This window comes from Pseudomonas svalbardensis, from assembly GCF_030053115.1.
GTDB classification, from domain to species: Bacteria; Pseudomonadota; Gammaproteobacteria; order Pseudomonadales; family Pseudomonadaceae; genus Aquipseudomonas; species Aquipseudomonas svalbardensis.
In genome coordinates, this window is record NZ_CP125619.1 from 3,030,740 (window position 1) to 3,044,501 (window position 13,762).

Annotated in this window: 12 protein-coding genes and 2 pseudogenes; 7 read left to right on the top strand and 7 right to left on the bottom strand. The window is 59.1% G+C overall.

The genetic code is table 11. The features are described from left to right. Window positions 1-51: 51 nt before the first annotated feature. Window positions 52-285 (bottom strand): DUF3203 family protein, encoded by a 234-nt coding sequence (locus QFX16_RS13955; protein WP_283184377.1) that lies wholly within the window; start codon window positions 283-285, stop codon window positions 52-54. Between the two features lie 137 nt (window positions 286-422). Here QFX16_RS13955 and QFX16_RS13960 point away from each other — a divergent pair, with 137 nt between their 5' ends. The 4 genes from QFX16_RS13960 to glgB all read left to right on the top strand — a co-directional run bounded on the left by QFX16_RS13960 (window position 423) and on the right by glgB (window position 9,082). Continuing rightward, window positions 423-929 carry an MgtC/SapB family protein gene (locus QFX16_RS13960; RefSeq protein ID WP_283184378.1) on the top strand — a complete coding sequence of 169 codons (507 nt, stop codon included), beginning with the start codon at window positions 423-425 and terminating at the stop codon, window positions 927-929. Between the two features lie 401 nt (window positions 930-1,330). Continuing rightward, window positions 1,331-3,328, top strand: coding sequence for an alpha-1,4-glucan--maltose-1-phosphate maltosyltransferase (locus QFX16_RS13965; RefSeq protein WP_283184379.1), 1,998 nt, complete (start codon window positions 1,331-1,333; stop codon window positions 3,326-3,328). A 178-nt stretch (window positions 3,329-3,506) separates the two neighbouring features. After that, window positions 3,507-6,848 (top strand): maltose alpha-D-glucosyltransferase, encoded by a 3,342-nt coding sequence (gene treS, locus QFX16_RS13970; RefSeq protein ID WP_283184380.1) that lies wholly within the window; start codon window positions 3,507-3,509, stop codon window positions 6,846-6,848. Window positions 6,849-6,850: 2 nt separating this feature from the next. Continuing rightward, window positions 6,851-9,082 carry a 1,4-alpha-glucan branching protein GlgB gene (glgB, locus tag QFX16_RS13975; RefSeq protein ID WP_283184381.1) on the top strand — a complete coding sequence of 744 codons (2,232 nt, stop codon included), beginning with the start codon at window positions 6,851-6,853 and terminating at the stop codon, window positions 9,080-9,082. A gap of 133 nt (window positions 9,083-9,215) precedes the next feature. On the opposite strand, the gene QFX16_RS13980 is transcribed toward glgB, so the two are convergent. The 5 genes and pseudogenes from QFX16_RS13980 to QFX16_RS14000 form a co-directional block, all read right to left on the bottom strand. Further along, window positions 9,216-10,289, bottom strand: a complete 1,074-nt coding sequence (locus QFX16_RS13980) for an autotransporter domain-containing protein (RefSeq protein ID WP_283184382.1) — start codon at window positions 10,287-10,289, stop codon at window positions 9,216-9,218. A 324-nt stretch (window positions 10,290-10,613) separates the two neighbouring features. Then, the gene (locus tag QFX16_RS13985) at window positions 10,614-11,204 is read right to left on the bottom strand and encodes an autotransporter domain-containing protein (protein WP_283184566.1); all 591 of its coding nucleotides are present in this window, start codon (window positions 11,202-11,204) and stop codon (window positions 10,614-10,616) included. 31 nt (window positions 11,205-11,235) lie between these two features. Continuing rightward, window positions 11,236-11,544: a hypothetical protein gene (locus QFX16_RS13990; RefSeq protein ID WP_283184668.1), complete on the bottom strand. Its 309-nt coding sequence runs from the start codon at window positions 11,542-11,544 to the stop codon at window positions 11,236-11,238. Between the two features lie 73 nt (window positions 11,545-11,617). After that, window positions 11,618-11,758, bottom strand: a pseudogene (locus tag QFX16_RS13995) (autotransporter outer membrane beta-barrel domain-containing protein); the annotation flags it as partial. Between the two features lie 2 nt (window positions 11,759-11,760). Further along, window positions 11,761-11,973, bottom strand: coding sequence for a phage tail assembly protein (locus QFX16_RS14000; protein WP_283184383.1), 213 nt, complete (start codon window positions 11,971-11,973; stop codon window positions 11,761-11,763). A 40-nt stretch (window positions 11,974-12,013) separates the two neighbouring features. On the opposite strand from QFX16_RS14000, the gene QFX16_RS14005 reads away from it, so the two are divergent. After that, window positions 12,014-12,208 (top strand): hypothetical protein, encoded by a 195-nt coding sequence (locus QFX16_RS14005; RefSeq protein WP_283184384.1) that lies wholly within the window; start codon window positions 12,014-12,016, stop codon window positions 12,206-12,208. Window positions 12,209-12,285: 77 nt separating this feature from the next. On the opposite strand, the gene QFX16_RS14010 is transcribed toward QFX16_RS14005, so the two are convergent. Further along, window positions 12,286-12,654, bottom strand: coding sequence for a DUF6124 family protein (locus QFX16_RS14010; protein WP_283184385.1), 369 nt, complete (start codon window positions 12,652-12,654; stop codon window positions 12,286-12,288). Between the two features lie 560 nt (window positions 12,655-13,214). Here QFX16_RS14010 and relB point away from each other — a divergent pair. Both relB and QFX16_RS14020 read left to right on the top strand, forming a co-directional pair. Beyond that, window positions 13,215-13,406, top strand: a complete 192-nt coding sequence (gene relB / locus QFX16_RS14015; RefSeq protein ID WP_283184386.1) for a type II toxin-antitoxin system RelB family antitoxin — start codon at window positions 13,215-13,217, stop codon at window positions 13,404-13,406. Then, window positions 13,396-13,621 (top strand): annotated as a pseudogene (locus tag QFX16_RS14020) (type II toxin-antitoxin system RelE/ParE family toxin). Before relB ends, QFX16_RS14020 begins: the two are co-directional and overlap by 11 nt. Window positions 13,622-13,762 lie beyond the last annotated feature (141 nt).

The window sequence follows — 13,762 nt, forward strand, 5'->3', positions numbered from 1 at the left end:
GGACGCAGACACCTGTATCAAGCGTCTGCGGGTGTTATTGATCCGGGTCAGTCAAATCACCGAATCACTGTCGGTGGCCTTCAAATGCTTACGCCCGTCGACTGCGCCTGCTACGGTCAATGCGTCGGCTTCTGCTTCGGTAATGTAGATGCGCTGGCCGTCGAGCTCCACCGCCGACATGGCTTTTTCCGAGTCGGTAATGATGGTGACGTCGGGACACAAACGAATTTCTTCGCCGTTCTCGGTGATGAAGAAGCAGGTCTGGTTTTCGATGCGCACAGTCATGGAGGTGTCCTTTTTTCTGCGGGTTCTAAAGTGTTAGGGCACAGCCGAGGATCATCGTTCTGTGCAACCGATTAATGGTCGACGCGGTCCATCCTCAATAGAGCAACTTTCTGTTCAGTTATCACAAGGACAACACCATGAACGCTTGGTGGCATGAGGTTTGGGTGACCCTGCAAGCGGAGTTCGCCGACATCGGCGACGCTTCACAACTGACGCGCATTACTGTGCGCTTGGTGATGGCGGCGTTGTTGGGCGGAATTCTTGGCTTCGAACGCGAGCACAAAGGCAAGGCCGCCGGGGTCCGCACCCACATGCTAGTGGCGCTCGGTGCCGCGCTGTTTGTGCTGGTGCCGCAAATGTCCGGCTCACAGGCCGATGCCATGAGCCGGGTGGTGCAGGGCGTGATCGCCGGGATCGGCTTTCTTTGCGCGGGGACTATTCTTAAAAACACCGAGGGCGACGAAGGGCACGTCAAAGGCCTGACCACCGCCGCCGGGTTGTGGATGACCGCCGCCATTGGCGTCTCGGCCGGGTTGGGGCGAGAGGCGACGGCGGTGCTCAGCACGTTGCTGGCGTTGGCGATTCTCAGTGTGATGCCCGTCGTTGTGCGAATGATCGACAAGGACAAGGATCAAAATCCGTGAACTGATGATCGGGTGTGCCAACCACCGGCGGCATGGTGCTCGGCGGGTCTTCCCGGGGAGGCGGTGTGGTGCCGGGCGGGTCTTGCTCAGGCACAGGTTCAGGCTCGGTCGGCGGAATGGTCGGGCTGTCGATGTTTGGATCAGGCGTTTCGGCAGGGATCGGAATGCTCATGAATTCAACCTCCAGTGGCACATCGCGTAAGTCGTGCTTAAGTGTGTTGACCACTGTGTAAAGGAATTGATTCCACCGAAGCCCCAGGCAAATCCTCGTGAACTTTTACCGGCGCCTGTCGCTCGGAACCTAAGTGAGTTCATTCCGGGGCGGACGATCCTGCGGGATGGCTATCTGTTACAAGCCACAGACACAAGAGCGTCCATGGGGCGTAAAGGAGAGATGCTCGATGACTGCTGAAAAACCGACAGAGCTGAACTACAACCCTCATATGCCGCTGTCCCAGGCTTTATTGCTACCGCGCATCGCCATCGAAAACACCATGCCGACCCTCGATGGCGGGCAGTTCGCCGTCAAAGCCGTGGTGGGTCAGGACGTGGTGGTGACGAGCAAAGTGTTCGCCGACGGTCACGACACATTGGCCGTGCGCGTACGCTGGCACGCCGAGGGTGAGGAGACCTGGCAAAGCGAAGTCATGACCGACCTGGGCAATAACGGTTGGCAGGGCCAGTTCCGGGTCGCTCGCCAGGGCCGTTATGTGTTTTGCATCGAAGCCTGGATCGATCAGTTCGCCAGCTTCTGTTATGAGCTGGAGAAAAAACACGCAGCCAGGGTGCCGATCAGCCTGGAGTTGCAGGAGGGGCGAACGCTGGTCCAGCAAGCCGCCGAACGCACCGAAGGGCAGCTGAGTGAACAACTGGCGGCGCTGCACCATGAATTGTCGGGTCTGCTCGAAATCGAGCAGGTCGAGTTGTTTCTGCACCAGCGTAGCGCCGAGCTGATGACGCAGGCCGATCATCGTGCCTATTTGAGCATCAGCCCTGAGTACCCGCTCGACGTCGAGCGGGACCTGGCGCAGTTCGCCAGTTGGTATGAATTGTTTCCGCGTTCGATCACTGACGATCCGGCCCGTCATGGCACTTTCAACGATGTGCATGCGCGGCTGCCGATGATCCAGGACATGGGCTTCGATGTGCTGTACTTCCCGCCGATCCACCCGATCGGCCGCAGTTACCGCAAAGGCCCGAACAATTCCCTGACCGCCGGGCCGGACGATCCGGGCAGTCCGTATGCCATTGGCAGCGAAGAGGGCGGGCATGAAGCCATTCATTCGGAGCTGGGCACTCGCGAAGACTTCCGGCGCCTTGTCGCAGCCGCCGCTGACCATGGACTGGAAATCGCCCTGGACTTCGCAATTCAGTGTTCCCAGGATCACCCGTGGCTGCAGCAGCATCCGGGTTGGTTCAACTGGCGGCCGGACGGCACGATCAAATACGCCGAGAACCCGCCGAAGAAATACCAGGACATCGTCAACGTCGATTTTTATGCCGCCGATGCGATTCCCAGTCTGTGGGTCGAGTTGCGCGACATCGTGGTGGGTTGGGTCGAGGAGGGCGTAAAGCTGTTTCGCGTCGACAACCCTCACACCAAACCGCTGCCGTTCTGGCAGTGGCTGATTGCTGATGTGCGGGCGCTGTACCCCGAGGTGATCTTCCTGGCCGAAGCCTTCACCACCCCGGCAATGATGGCGCGGTTGGGCAAGGTCGGTTATTCCCAGAGTTACACCTATTTCACCTGGCGCAACAACAAGTCCGAGCTGGCCACCTATTTCACCGAACTCAATGAGTCACCGTGGCGCGAATGCTTCCGGCCGAACTTCTTCGTCAACACACCCGACATCAACCCGGCGTTTTTGCATGAGTCGGGGCGTGCCGGATTTCTGATCCGCGCGGCGCTGGCGACCATGGGCTCCGGTCTGTGGGGCATGTATTCAGGCTTCGAACTGTGCGAAGCGGCACCGGTGCCGGGCAAGGAGGAGTACCTCAATTCCGAGAAGTACGAAATCCGCCCGCGGGACTTCAACGCGTCGGGCAACATCATTGCCGAGATCGCCCAGCTCAACCGCATCCGCCGGCAGAACCCGGCGCTGCAGACGCATCTGGGCTTGAAGGTCTACAACGCCTGGAACGACAACATTTTGTATTTCGGCAAACGCAGCGCCGATGGCAGCAATTTCATTCTGGTGGCGGTCAGCCTTGATCCGCTTAACGTCCAGGAAGCGAATTTCGAGTTGCCGCTGTGGGAGATGGGCTTGCCCGACGACGCCAGCACCCAGGGCGAAGACTTGATGAGCGGTCATCGCTGGACCTGGCACGGCAAGTACCAATTCATGCGGATAGACCCGGCGAATCAACCGTTCGGGATCTGGCGGATCAGCATTTCCTGAGCCGGGCGAAGATCAAATGTGGGAGCAGGCTTGCTCGCGAAAGCGGTGTGTCAGGCGACATCAATGCTGACTGTTATGGCCCCTTCGCGAGCAAGTCGAATCGTCGCACCGCCGCTCCCACACTGACCGTATTTCTTCAGGCAGATACTGTTTTCCCAGAATTTTTCAGGAGTTTCAAATGGTGAAGAAACCCAAGGCAGCCACCTTTATCAAGGACCCGCTCTGGTACAAGGATGCGGTCATCTACCAAGTTCACGTTAAGTCTTTTTTCGATTCCAACAATGACGGAATCGGCGACTTTCCCGGTCTTATCGCCAAACTCGATTACATTGCCGATCTGGGCGTCAACACCATTTGGTTGTTGCCGTTCTATCCCTCGCCACGGCGCGATGACGGCTACGACATTGCCGAATACCGTGGCGTGCATTCTGATTACGGCACCATGGCCGACGCCAAGCGGTTCATCTCGGAAGCCCACAAACGTGGCCTGCGGGTGATTACCGAACTGGTCATCAACCACACCTCTGACCAGCACGCCTGGTTTCAGCGTGCGCGCAAAGCCAAACCCGGTTCGGCGGCGCGGGACTTTTACGTCTGGTCCGATGACGATCAAAAGTACGACGGCACTCGTATCATCTTTCTCGACACCGAAAAGTCCAACTGGACCTGGGACCCGGTGGCCGGTCAGTACTTCTGGCACCGCTTCTATTCCCACCAGCCAGACTTGAATTTCGATAACCCGCAAGTCATGAAAGCCGTGCTGTCGGTGATGCGCTACTGGTTGGACATGGGCATCGATGGCCTGCGCCTGGACGCGATTCCGTACCTGATCGAACGCGACGGCACCAACAACGAAAACCTGCCCGAGACCCATGACGTCCTCAAGCAAATCCGTGCCGAAATCGACGCCAATTACCCGGACCGCATGCTGCTGGCCGAGGCCAACCAATGGCCGGAAGACACGCAACTGTACTTCGGCGACACCGACGCCAAAGGCCTGAACGGCGACGAATGCCACATGGCGTTCCACTTCCCGCTGATGCCGCGCATGTACATGGCGCTGGCCCAGGAGGATCGTTTCCCGATCACCGACATCCTGCGCCAGACCCCGGAGATCCCGGCCAACTGTCAGTGGGCGATTTTCCTGCGCAACCACGATGAGCTGACCCTGGAAATGGTCACCGACAAGGAGCGCGATTACCTCTGGAATTACTACGCGGCCGACCGTCGGGCGCGGATCAACCTGGGCATTCGCCGCCGCTTGGCGCCGTTGATGGAGCGCGATCGTCGCCGCGTCGAACTGCTCAACAGTCTGCTGCTGTCGATGCCCGGCACGCCGACTCTGTATTACGGCGATGAAATCGGCATGGGTGACAACATCTACCTCGGCGACCGTGACGGCGTGCGGACGCCGATGCAGTGGTCGATTGACCGTAACGGCGGTTTCTCCCGTGCCGACCCGGCCAGCCTGGTGCTGCCACCGATCATGGACCCGCAATACGGTTACCTGTCGGTCAACGTTGAAACCCAGGCCGGCGACCCGCATTCACTGCTGAACTGGACCCGGCGCATGCTCGCCGTGCGCAAGCAGTCCAAGGCCTTCGGTCGCGGCACACTGAAAATGCTCTCGCCGAGCAACCGGCGGATCCTGGCCTACACCCGGGAATTCACCGGACCGGACGGCAAGCACGAAATCATCTTGTGCGTGGCCAACGTGTCCCGTAGCGCGCAAGCGGCGGAGCTGGACCTGTCGGCTTACGTCGGCATGGTGCCGGTAGAGATGCTCGGCGGTAACGCCTTCCCGCCGATCGGCCAGTTGAATTTCCTGCTGACCCTGGCGCCTTACGGCTTCTATTGGTTTGTGCTCGCGGCGGAAAACCAGATGCCGAGCTGGCACGTGGAACCGGCGCAAAGCCTGCCGGACTTCACCACGCTGGTGCTGAAGAAACGCATGGAAGAACTGCTCGAAGCGCCGTCCCGCGGCACGCTGGAGCAGGGCATCTTGCCGAGCTGGCTGCAGAATCGCCGCTGGTTTGCCGGCAAGGACGCGGCCATTGAACAGGTCAACATCGCTTACGGCGTGCGCTTCGGCGATCCGCTGCACCCCGTGTTGTTGAGTGAAATCGACGTCACCAGCGGCGGCCAGACCAGTCGCTATCAGTTGCCGTTCGGCTTTATCTCCGAAGATCAGGTCGGTGCCGCGTTGCCTCAGCAACTGGCCTTGTCTCGAGTCCGGCGCGTGCGTCAGGTCGGTTTGATCACCGACGCCTTCAGCCTCGACACCTTTGTGCATGCAGTATTGCAGGACATTCAACGTAATACCGTATTGCCATCCAGTGCGGGCGAGATCTGCTTCGAGCCGATGGCGGAACTGGCGAAACTCGGTCTGAGCGGGGAATCGGAAGTGCGTTACCTGTCCGCGGAGCAGTCCAACAGTTCGGTGGTGATCGGCAACAGCCTGGTGCTGAAACTGATCCGCAAGGTCGCGTCTGGCGTGCACCCGGAACTGGAAATGAGCGCGTTTCTGACCCACGCCGGTTTCCGCAATATCTCGCCGCTGCTCGGTTCGGTGGTTCGCCGTGATCCGTCGGGCGAGGACAATCTTTTAATGATCGCCCAAGGCTACTTGAGCAATCAGGGCGACGCCTGGGAATGGACCCAGAACAACCTCGAACGGGCGCTGCGCGACGAACTGGCCGACGCCATGTCCGAGCAAGAGCAACACTACAACGCCTTGGGTGAATTGAGAGACTTCGCCGGCATGCTCGGCCAGCGTCTGGGCGAAATGCACCAGCTGCTGGCAGCGCCCAGCGACAACCCGGACTTCGCCCCGCAGGTCACCACCCAGAAAGATGCCCAGGCCTCGGCCAAGGACGTGGCGGCGCAACTGGAGTACGCGCTGAAGTTGCTCAAGCAGCATCAAAGCGAATTGAACCCGGCAGACAACGCATTGGTCACTCGTTTACTGGACAACAAAAAAGCCATCCTCAGCCATGTTCAGGAGCTGGGAAAAAAAGCCGTTGGTGGTCTGCGGATTCGCGTCCACGGCGATTTGCACTTGGGCCAGGTGCTGGTGATCAAGGGCGACGCCTACTTGATCGACTTCGAAGGCGAACCGGCGCGGCCGCTGCATGAGCGACGGGGCAAACACAGCCCGTACAAAGATGTCAGTGGCGTATTGCGTTCTTTTGACTACGCTGCGGCGATGGCGATTAATGTGCACAACGTCGATAACACGGCCGATGCCCAAGCCGCTCGTCAACGTGTCGCCGATCGCTATTTAAATGAAGCAAGACAAGCATTTGTCGACGCTTATCGGCTGGCGGCAGCTAGTCTTGCTCATGCATGGCAAGATCCGGAAGGCGAGGACGCCGCGCTGGCGTTGTTCGGCCTGGAGAAGGCAGCGTATGAAGTGGCCTATGAGGCAGAAAATCGCCCCACCTGGTTGCCCGTGCCGTTGCACGGTTTGTATGGGTTATTGAGTGGGCTTAAACCCTTTTCCGATCTTGGTGGAGAGTAGTCATGAGTTTCTCGAACAAGGAACAGGGGCACGCTAAAGAAGCGTTGCTGCCCAGATCGCGGGACATCGACGCGCTGGTACGCGCCGAACATCAGGACCCCTTTGCAATTCTCGGTCCCCACGGCGATGGTGCCGGCGGGCAATTCATTCGGGCCTATTTGCCGGACGCCTTGAGCGTGCAGGTACTGGCCAAGGATTCCGGGGAGGAACTCGGCAACCTTGAGGCCACCCAGACGCCGGGCTTGTTCGTCGGGCACTTCGATCGGGCGCAGCCGTATTTGCTGCGAACCCGGTGGGCCGGCGGCGAACAGGTTTCCGAGGACCCTTACAGCTTTGGCCCGTTGCTCGGCGAGATGGACTTGTACCTGTTCGCCGAAGGCAATCACCGCGATCTCAGCGCTTGCCTGGGCGCGCAGCTGAAGACGGTCGACGGTGTCGATGGCGTGCGTTTCGCCGTGTGGGCGCCGAACGCCAAAAGGGTGTCGGTGGTGGGTGACTTCAACAACTGGGACGGTCGCCGGCACCCGATGCGCCTGCGTCATCCGACCGGCGTTTGGGAAATCTTCGTCCCGCGCATGCAAGCGGGGGAAACGTACAAGTACGAAATCCTCGGTACCCACGGCATTCTGCCGCTCAAGGCCGATCCGATGGCGCTGGCCACCTCGCTGCCGCCGGACACCGCGTCAAAAGTCGCTTCGCCGCTGAACATCGAGTGGCAGGATCAGGAGTGGATGCAATCGCGGGGTGACCGTCATCGGGTGAGTGCGCCGCTGTCGATCTACGAATTGCATGCTGGCTCGTGGCAATGTGAGCTGGATGATCTGGGCGAGGTCGCCCGCCAGTACACCTGGCATGAGTTGGCCGAGCGGCTGATTCCTTACGTGAAGGATCTGGGTTTTACCCACATCGAGCTGATGCCGATCATGGAACATCCGTTCGGCGGTTCCTGGGGCTATCAGCTGCTGTCGCAGTTCGCCCCGAGCGCCCGCTACGGTACGCCGGATGATTTCGCCGCGTTCGTCAATGCCTGCCACCAGGCCGACATCGGCGTGATTCTCGACTGGGTGCCGGCACATTTTCCGACCGATACCCACGGCCTGGCGCAATTCGATGGCACCGCGCTGTACGAATACGGCAACCCGCAGGAAGGCTTCCATCAGGACTGGGACACGCTGATCTACAACCTGGGTCGCACCGAAGTGCACGGCTACATGCTGGCCTCGGCGCTGCACTGGCTGAAGCATTTCCACGTCGACGGTCTGCGCGTCGATGCCGTGGCTTCGATGCTGTATCGCGATTACTCACGTAAGGCCGGCGAATGGGTGCCAAACCGTCACGGCGGTCGGGAAAACCTCGAAGCCATCGACTTCCTGCGCCATCTCAATGACGTGGTCGACCTCGAAGCCCCTGGCGCGCTGGTGATTGCCGAAGAATCCACCGCGTGGCCGGGTGTCAGCCAGGGCACGCAACAGGGCGGACTGGGCTTCGACTACAAGTGGAACATGGGCTGGATGCACGATTCGCTGCACTACATCCAGCAGGACCCGGTGTACCGCGCTCATCATCACAACGAACTGAGCTTCGGTCTGGTGTATGCCTGGTCCGAGCGCTTTATCTTGCCGATCTCCCACGACGAAGTGGTACACGGCAAGCACTCGCTGATCGACAAGATGCCCGGCGATCGCTGGCAGAAATTCGCCAACCTGCGCGCCTACCTCAGTTTCATGTGGGCGCATCCGGGCAAGAAGCTGTTGTTCATGGGTTGCGAGTTTGGTCAGTGGCGTGAGTGGAACCACGACCAGCAACTCGACTGGTACTTGCTGCAGTACTCGGAGCACAAAGGTGTGCAGAAACTCGTCGGCGATCTCAATCGGCTGTATCGCGAAGAGCCGGCGCTGCATGATCAGGACGACGCGCCGCAAGGCTTCCAGTGGTTGATTGGTGATGATGCAATCAACAGCGTCTACGCCTTCATGCGCTGGAGCAGGGATGGGCGGCCGGTGTTGGTGGTGGCTAACTTCACGCCGGTGCCGCGTGAGGGTTATCGCGTCGGCGTACCGTTTGCCGGGCGTTGGACCGAGGTGATCAACAGCGATGCGGCCACTTACGCCGGTTCGAACTATGGCAACAGCGGCGGGGCGTTTACCGAGGATGAGCCGAGCCATGGGCAGGAACTCTCGTTGGTATTGAACCTGCCGCCGCTGGCGGTGTTGATGCTGCGTCCGGAGGGTTGATCTAACACCGAGTCGCTCCTTTCGCGAGCAGGCTCGCTCCCACAGTGGTTTTGTGTACGACATCAATCCACTGTGGGAGCGAGCCTGCTCGCGATGGGGTCAGCCCTGACAAAACATTTCTTTAAGCCTGATTTCACCACCGCATCCGCACACCCAAACTCCCGATCAACCCATTCAAATCATTGTCATCCACATCACTGCTGTAATCGGCGCTGACGTAAAAACTCACGGCGGGTGTCACTCTGGCCACCAAGCCCAAACCCACTTCGACAGTCGATGAATAGCGGCTGCTGCTGATCTTCTCAACCTGATCGAGGTTCACGGTATTGCCGGTGTACACCGTGTGCCACACGTTGGTTCGCACATAGGGTTCGACCCCCAGGCCGTTGATGTCGTAACTACCTTTCAACCGTGCACCGACCCGGCCGCTCCAGGACGTCAGATCGCTGGACGAGGCATTACCTGACCCGGCATACGGGGTGTCCAGGGTAATGCGTTGATTGATTAACTGCGCCTGGGGTTCGACTACCCAGTTATCGCTCAGACCAATGGGGAAACCACCTTCCACCGACAGCGTCACCGCGCTGCCCTCGGTCGCCAGTCGGGCGCCCTGGTCATTGCGGGTATAGCCGTTGAGCCGGCCGCCGCTGGCCGTCAAGTCCACGTGCCAGCCTTGTGGCCCGGTCAAACTCCAGTAAGCTCCGAGGCTTTGGCCTTCGAGGTTGAGGGTGTCGTGGCTGGGGTCAGCAAGGGCGCGGCCGGTCAGCAGCCCGTTGCTGTTGCCTTGTAACTGAGTCATGCCGCCGACCAGTCCGACCCGCTGGGTATGACCGCTACCGCTTTGCAGAGTCAGGATCGCCGGACCTTTGAATTCGCTACTGCCAGGGATAGCAAATCCCTGAGCCAGAACATCGGTTTGCGCCTGCCGCGAGGCCTGTCCATACACCTGATCCCAGGCCGAAGGCGCAGCGTCCTCGATGGTCAGACGTGAACTACGTGTATCGGAGGCGGCGCTGAAGCGGCCGGAGTAGGGGGCGGTGAAAGTGACGGCGGGTAAGGTCATGACCGGAACATCCTGACGGTACCAAGGCGTGGTTGCATCCTCTGCCGGCCCTGCCTGTACTTCCATGGACGAGCACAGAAGGAGTGAACTCGAGACAGTGCAAAAAGTGACTTTGATCTCTTGTTGGGTGAATGAAGTTTTCATGGAGGTCTACCTTGCAATCGCATGCGGTATCTCGCTCTGGCGTCTCTCTCCTACCCCGAATGAGGGGCGACCGAATGTAGTGGGGCAAGCCTCTGGCCGCCCGATTTTGCGGGAGTCTGGGGGTTGCCCCTGGTGTATTTCCGGGGGTAGTAACGTGTAGCTAAGAAGACCGTTGACATCGCGTCAAGAAAGTGGCCGATAAATGGTATGTGTATTTTAGGACTCGCAAGTGACTGATTTACGCCACACATCTAAGTTCTTGTTTGTTCGAAAAATCGTCAAAGAATCCGCGTTCCAGAGCGTTTTTGATAGTGGGCTACCGGTCTACCAACTCACCCTGACACCGACATTTGCGGCCGTTCCGCGAAGCTGATTACTGTCGATATTGCTGGTGTAGTCGACTCCGCCATACACGCCCACGGTTTTCGCGAGGCTAAGCACAACGCCGACACCGAGGTCGGCCGATGATTTTTGCTCGGTATCGATCCGGTCCGCGCCGTCGAAGGTTACCGAGTCGGTACCGGAAAGGGTGTGCCACAGATTGGCTCGTATGTAAGGTTCCAGTGGTCGTCCACTGACTTGGTAGCGGCCTTTGAGTCGAGCGCCGAGGCGACCGGTCCAGGCACCGTCGGAGTCGAATGAGACGTGGGAAATGCCGTCGTCCTGGCTGTCCAGCGAGACTTTTTGATGGATGACCTGTGCCTGGGGTTCAACCACCCAGTTGCCCGTCACTTGAATCGGATAGCCGGTTTCCGCCGAAACAGTCAAGGCGTAGCCTCGGTTATCCAGTTTGAGGCCGCGTTCGGAGTGGCTGTCACCGTCGAGCCGGGTGCCCATGATGACGGTGTCGACGTACCAGCCCTTGGGATCAGTCAACGTCCAGTGCAAGCCATAACTGTCGCCTTCAAGTTCCACTTTGCCAGCGCGCTTGTCTTCGAAGCCTTGGTTAAACCGTCGACATCGCCCTGCAAACGCGGGTTTCGTTGAGCAGGTGCTGATCGCCTTGGCGATCATGGAAAGTACCGAGTGCATTCAGGGTCAGTTGCGCGGCAGCGGGTGGCAGTACCGACCAGGTCGGGACCTCGGGGCGGTACAGCGCAATCGGTGACGCGCCCGGTACGGCTGCCGGTAAAACCGGTAGCGATGGACTGCCGGCGGGAGCGAGTGCGGCCACCGGCGTTGTGACGACCGGGACGACAATCGGTGGCAAGGCCGGATCCGGGTTTGGGAGGGTGACGGTCGCGGGGGCCCGCATCGGGGGTGCTGACAGCAGTGCCTTGAGCCTGCACCAACTCAATACCGTACTGCTGCGTCAACCCGCCGGTTCCGCCCAGATTGGTGACCGTGATTAATGTGCTGCCGGTTAATGTCCCATCGTTCACCACCAGTTTGTCGCTGGGGGAGTTGTCATCGCCGACCGCACTTTGCAAAAACAACTGGCCGCCGTTACCCGAGTAATTGCCCTGCACCGTCAGGGTGTCGTCGGTTCGGGTAACGACGAGTCGGCACTATCGAACTCGCCGAGGTCTTCGAGGGTGATGCCCAGCATCTTGGCCACGAGCAAGTCTTCCATGGCGCCTTCGTCTTTAGTCGCGGCTTGCGCGGCGCTGATTTCTTTGCGTTTGAGGCGCGTGATGGGCAGGGTTTTGAGGGAGGATTTCGCGGCTCGATCGAGGATCGTCATCGGGCAGCCATCACGCCATAGAAAGGACAAGGTGTTGTAGATGGAAGACGAAGTCACAATCGAGCATGAAGGTACGCAGTACGCCGCCCCTTACTGGGTGCAGGGCGATACGTTGACGGTGTTTTTACCGAATGGAGAGCAGCGGTCAAAAGCGCTGCGTGGCCTGAGCGCAGGGAGCGCCGCGCGCCAACATCTGCGGTTTTACGTCGGTGGCATTACCGCAAAAAAACAATAAGGAAGCGCGTCGCGGTTTCGACCTTTGAATGCTTCTAAATAGTGAGGGCGCAAGCGCCCTCGCTACCCGCCTGGCGACTACCCAGGCTTGTGGTTGTCCAGTAATCGATTGACCGCTAACTCACCCAACATGATGACCCGTTGCAGCACCAGCATCGTTTGGCGTCGTGGGCCGTCCGTTAAATCGGTGAGATCGTTGACCATGGCGCTGGCTGATGCCAACGATTCGCAGGCCTCGACGAGCAACGTTTCGTCATCCACCGCTGCGTCGATGGTGAAAATGGTGCCGGGCTTGCGGGGCGGTATCTGCGTTTTCGACGCCCCGGGGTTGAGGTAGAAGCTGAGTGCGCGGTCGGCCGCCTCTGTCATTTTCTTGGGGTCAAGATCACGAAAGACGTCGTAGGGTACCGGACGGGTATTCGGGGGGTTGGGCGTAACTTTGAACATAGATGAAGCTCCAACTTGCAATATTGAGGAGCCATCACCCTCGCTACCAAACGAAGGGTGGCGGCCATACGTGGGTTGGTAGACCGGTCGAAGTTGGAAAAACCCGGCGCTCACAATGGAGCCCCACGCATGACCACCATAAAAGCAGAGTCCCGAAGAGAGACTGCATAAGGTGTTGCCATGCGACTTCGTAGCGGGCTACCAAACCCGATCACTGTTTTTCAGTGACAGGGAAACGATATAGCCCGCCCCACAGCCGCACAAGCCAGCGGATTCTGGCGCACGCGTAGGCAACGACGCAAGGCGTTGTAGCCGTTAGGACGTAACAGCGGGTGTCCTTAAACGCGTACGTTAAACGCGTGAAAGCGTTCAAAAAATTGAGGAGGCGTCCGACATTTTTTAGGGGTTGGCTGTCGCAAGCGAGAGGTTTAGTGTGGTTGCGCCCATCAGGTAGAGAGATGGGACCACGTGCAGCTTGGCAGGGTGCACTTCATCTTGACACCCACGGCAGTGAGCCACCTACCGATTAGATTGCTAGGTATTGATCCCGGAGGGGCACTATGAACGCCGAACTTTCCCCCATCGTTTCAGAGTTTGAAACCGAAGAGCTGGCCGCCAGCTACGACCGTTGGTTCCGTGCCAAAGTGCAGGCGTCGCTCGATGATCCACGCCCGAATGTCCCACACGATCAGGTAATGGCTGATGTACGATCCCTTCTCAAAGCCAAGCGCACTAAGCGCGATGCTGGTTGAGTGGCGGCGCCGAAGCGCGGGCTGAACTGTGGCAAATCATTGATTGTATTGGCGACCGTCACCTTGCAGCGGCGAGCGAGCTGTACCAAACCATTGAGGCTGCTACCTCAGCCCTTCCGCAACATCCCTACCTTTATCGATTTGGTCGTGCACCCGGTACGCGGGAAATTGTTGTGCATCCCAATTACTGGGTGGTCTACCGGGTGACGGATTGAATCGAGATCGTGACCGTTTTGCATGACAGGCAGGAATACCCCTGACTCGACCAGTCATTTGCATCGGATTTGACCAGCACGCTTCGTGGATATAACCGGCAGAGAACGACCCAAAGCTGACGGTCGAATTCATCATTCTGG

What these genes read in the sequence shown, in the direction of transcription:
- QFX16_RS13955 (WP_283184377.1), bottom strand. Translation starts at nt 285, where the DNA reads ATGACTGTGCGCATCGAAAACCAGACCTGCTTCTTCATCACCGAGAAC.
- QFX16_RS13960 (WP_283184378.1), top strand. Translation starts at nt 423, where the DNA reads ATGAACGCTTGGTGGCATGAGGTTTGGGTGACCCTGCAAGCGGAGTTC.
- QFX16_RS13965 (WP_283184379.1), top strand. Translation starts at nt 1,331, where the DNA reads ATGACTGCTGAAAAACCGACAGAGCTGAACTACAACCCTCATATGCCG.
- treS (WP_283184380.1), top strand. Translation starts at nt 3,507, where the DNA reads ATGGTGAAGAAACCCAAGGCAGCCACCTTTATCAAGGACCCGCTCTGG.
- glgB (WP_283184381.1), top strand. Translation starts at nt 6,851, where the DNA reads ATGAGTTTCTCGAACAAGGAACAGGGGCACGCTAAAGAAGCGTTGCTG.
- QFX16_RS13980 (WP_283184382.1), bottom strand. Translation starts at nt 10,289, where the DNA reads ATGAAAACTTCATTCACCCAACAAGAGATCAAAGTCACTTTTTGCACT.
- QFX16_RS13990 (WP_283184668.1), bottom strand. Translation starts at nt 11,544, where the DNA reads ATGCGGGCCCCCGCGACCGTCACCCTCCCAAACCCGGATCCGGCCTTG.
- QFX16_RS14000 (WP_283184383.1), bottom strand. Translation starts at nt 11,973, where the DNA reads ATGACGATCCTCGATCGAGCCGCGAAATCCTCCCTCAAAACCCTGCCC.
- QFX16_RS14005 (WP_283184384.1), top strand. Translation starts at nt 12,014, where the DNA reads ATGGAAGACGAAGTCACAATCGAGCATGAAGGTACGCAGTACGCCGCC.
- QFX16_RS14010 (WP_283184385.1), bottom strand. Translation starts at nt 12,654, where the DNA reads ATGTTCAAAGTTACGCCCAACCCCCCGAATACCCGTCCGGTACCCTAC.
- relB (WP_283184386.1), top strand. Translation starts at nt 13,215, where the DNA reads ATGAACGCCGAACTTTCCCCCATCGTTTCAGAGTTTGAAACCGAAGAG.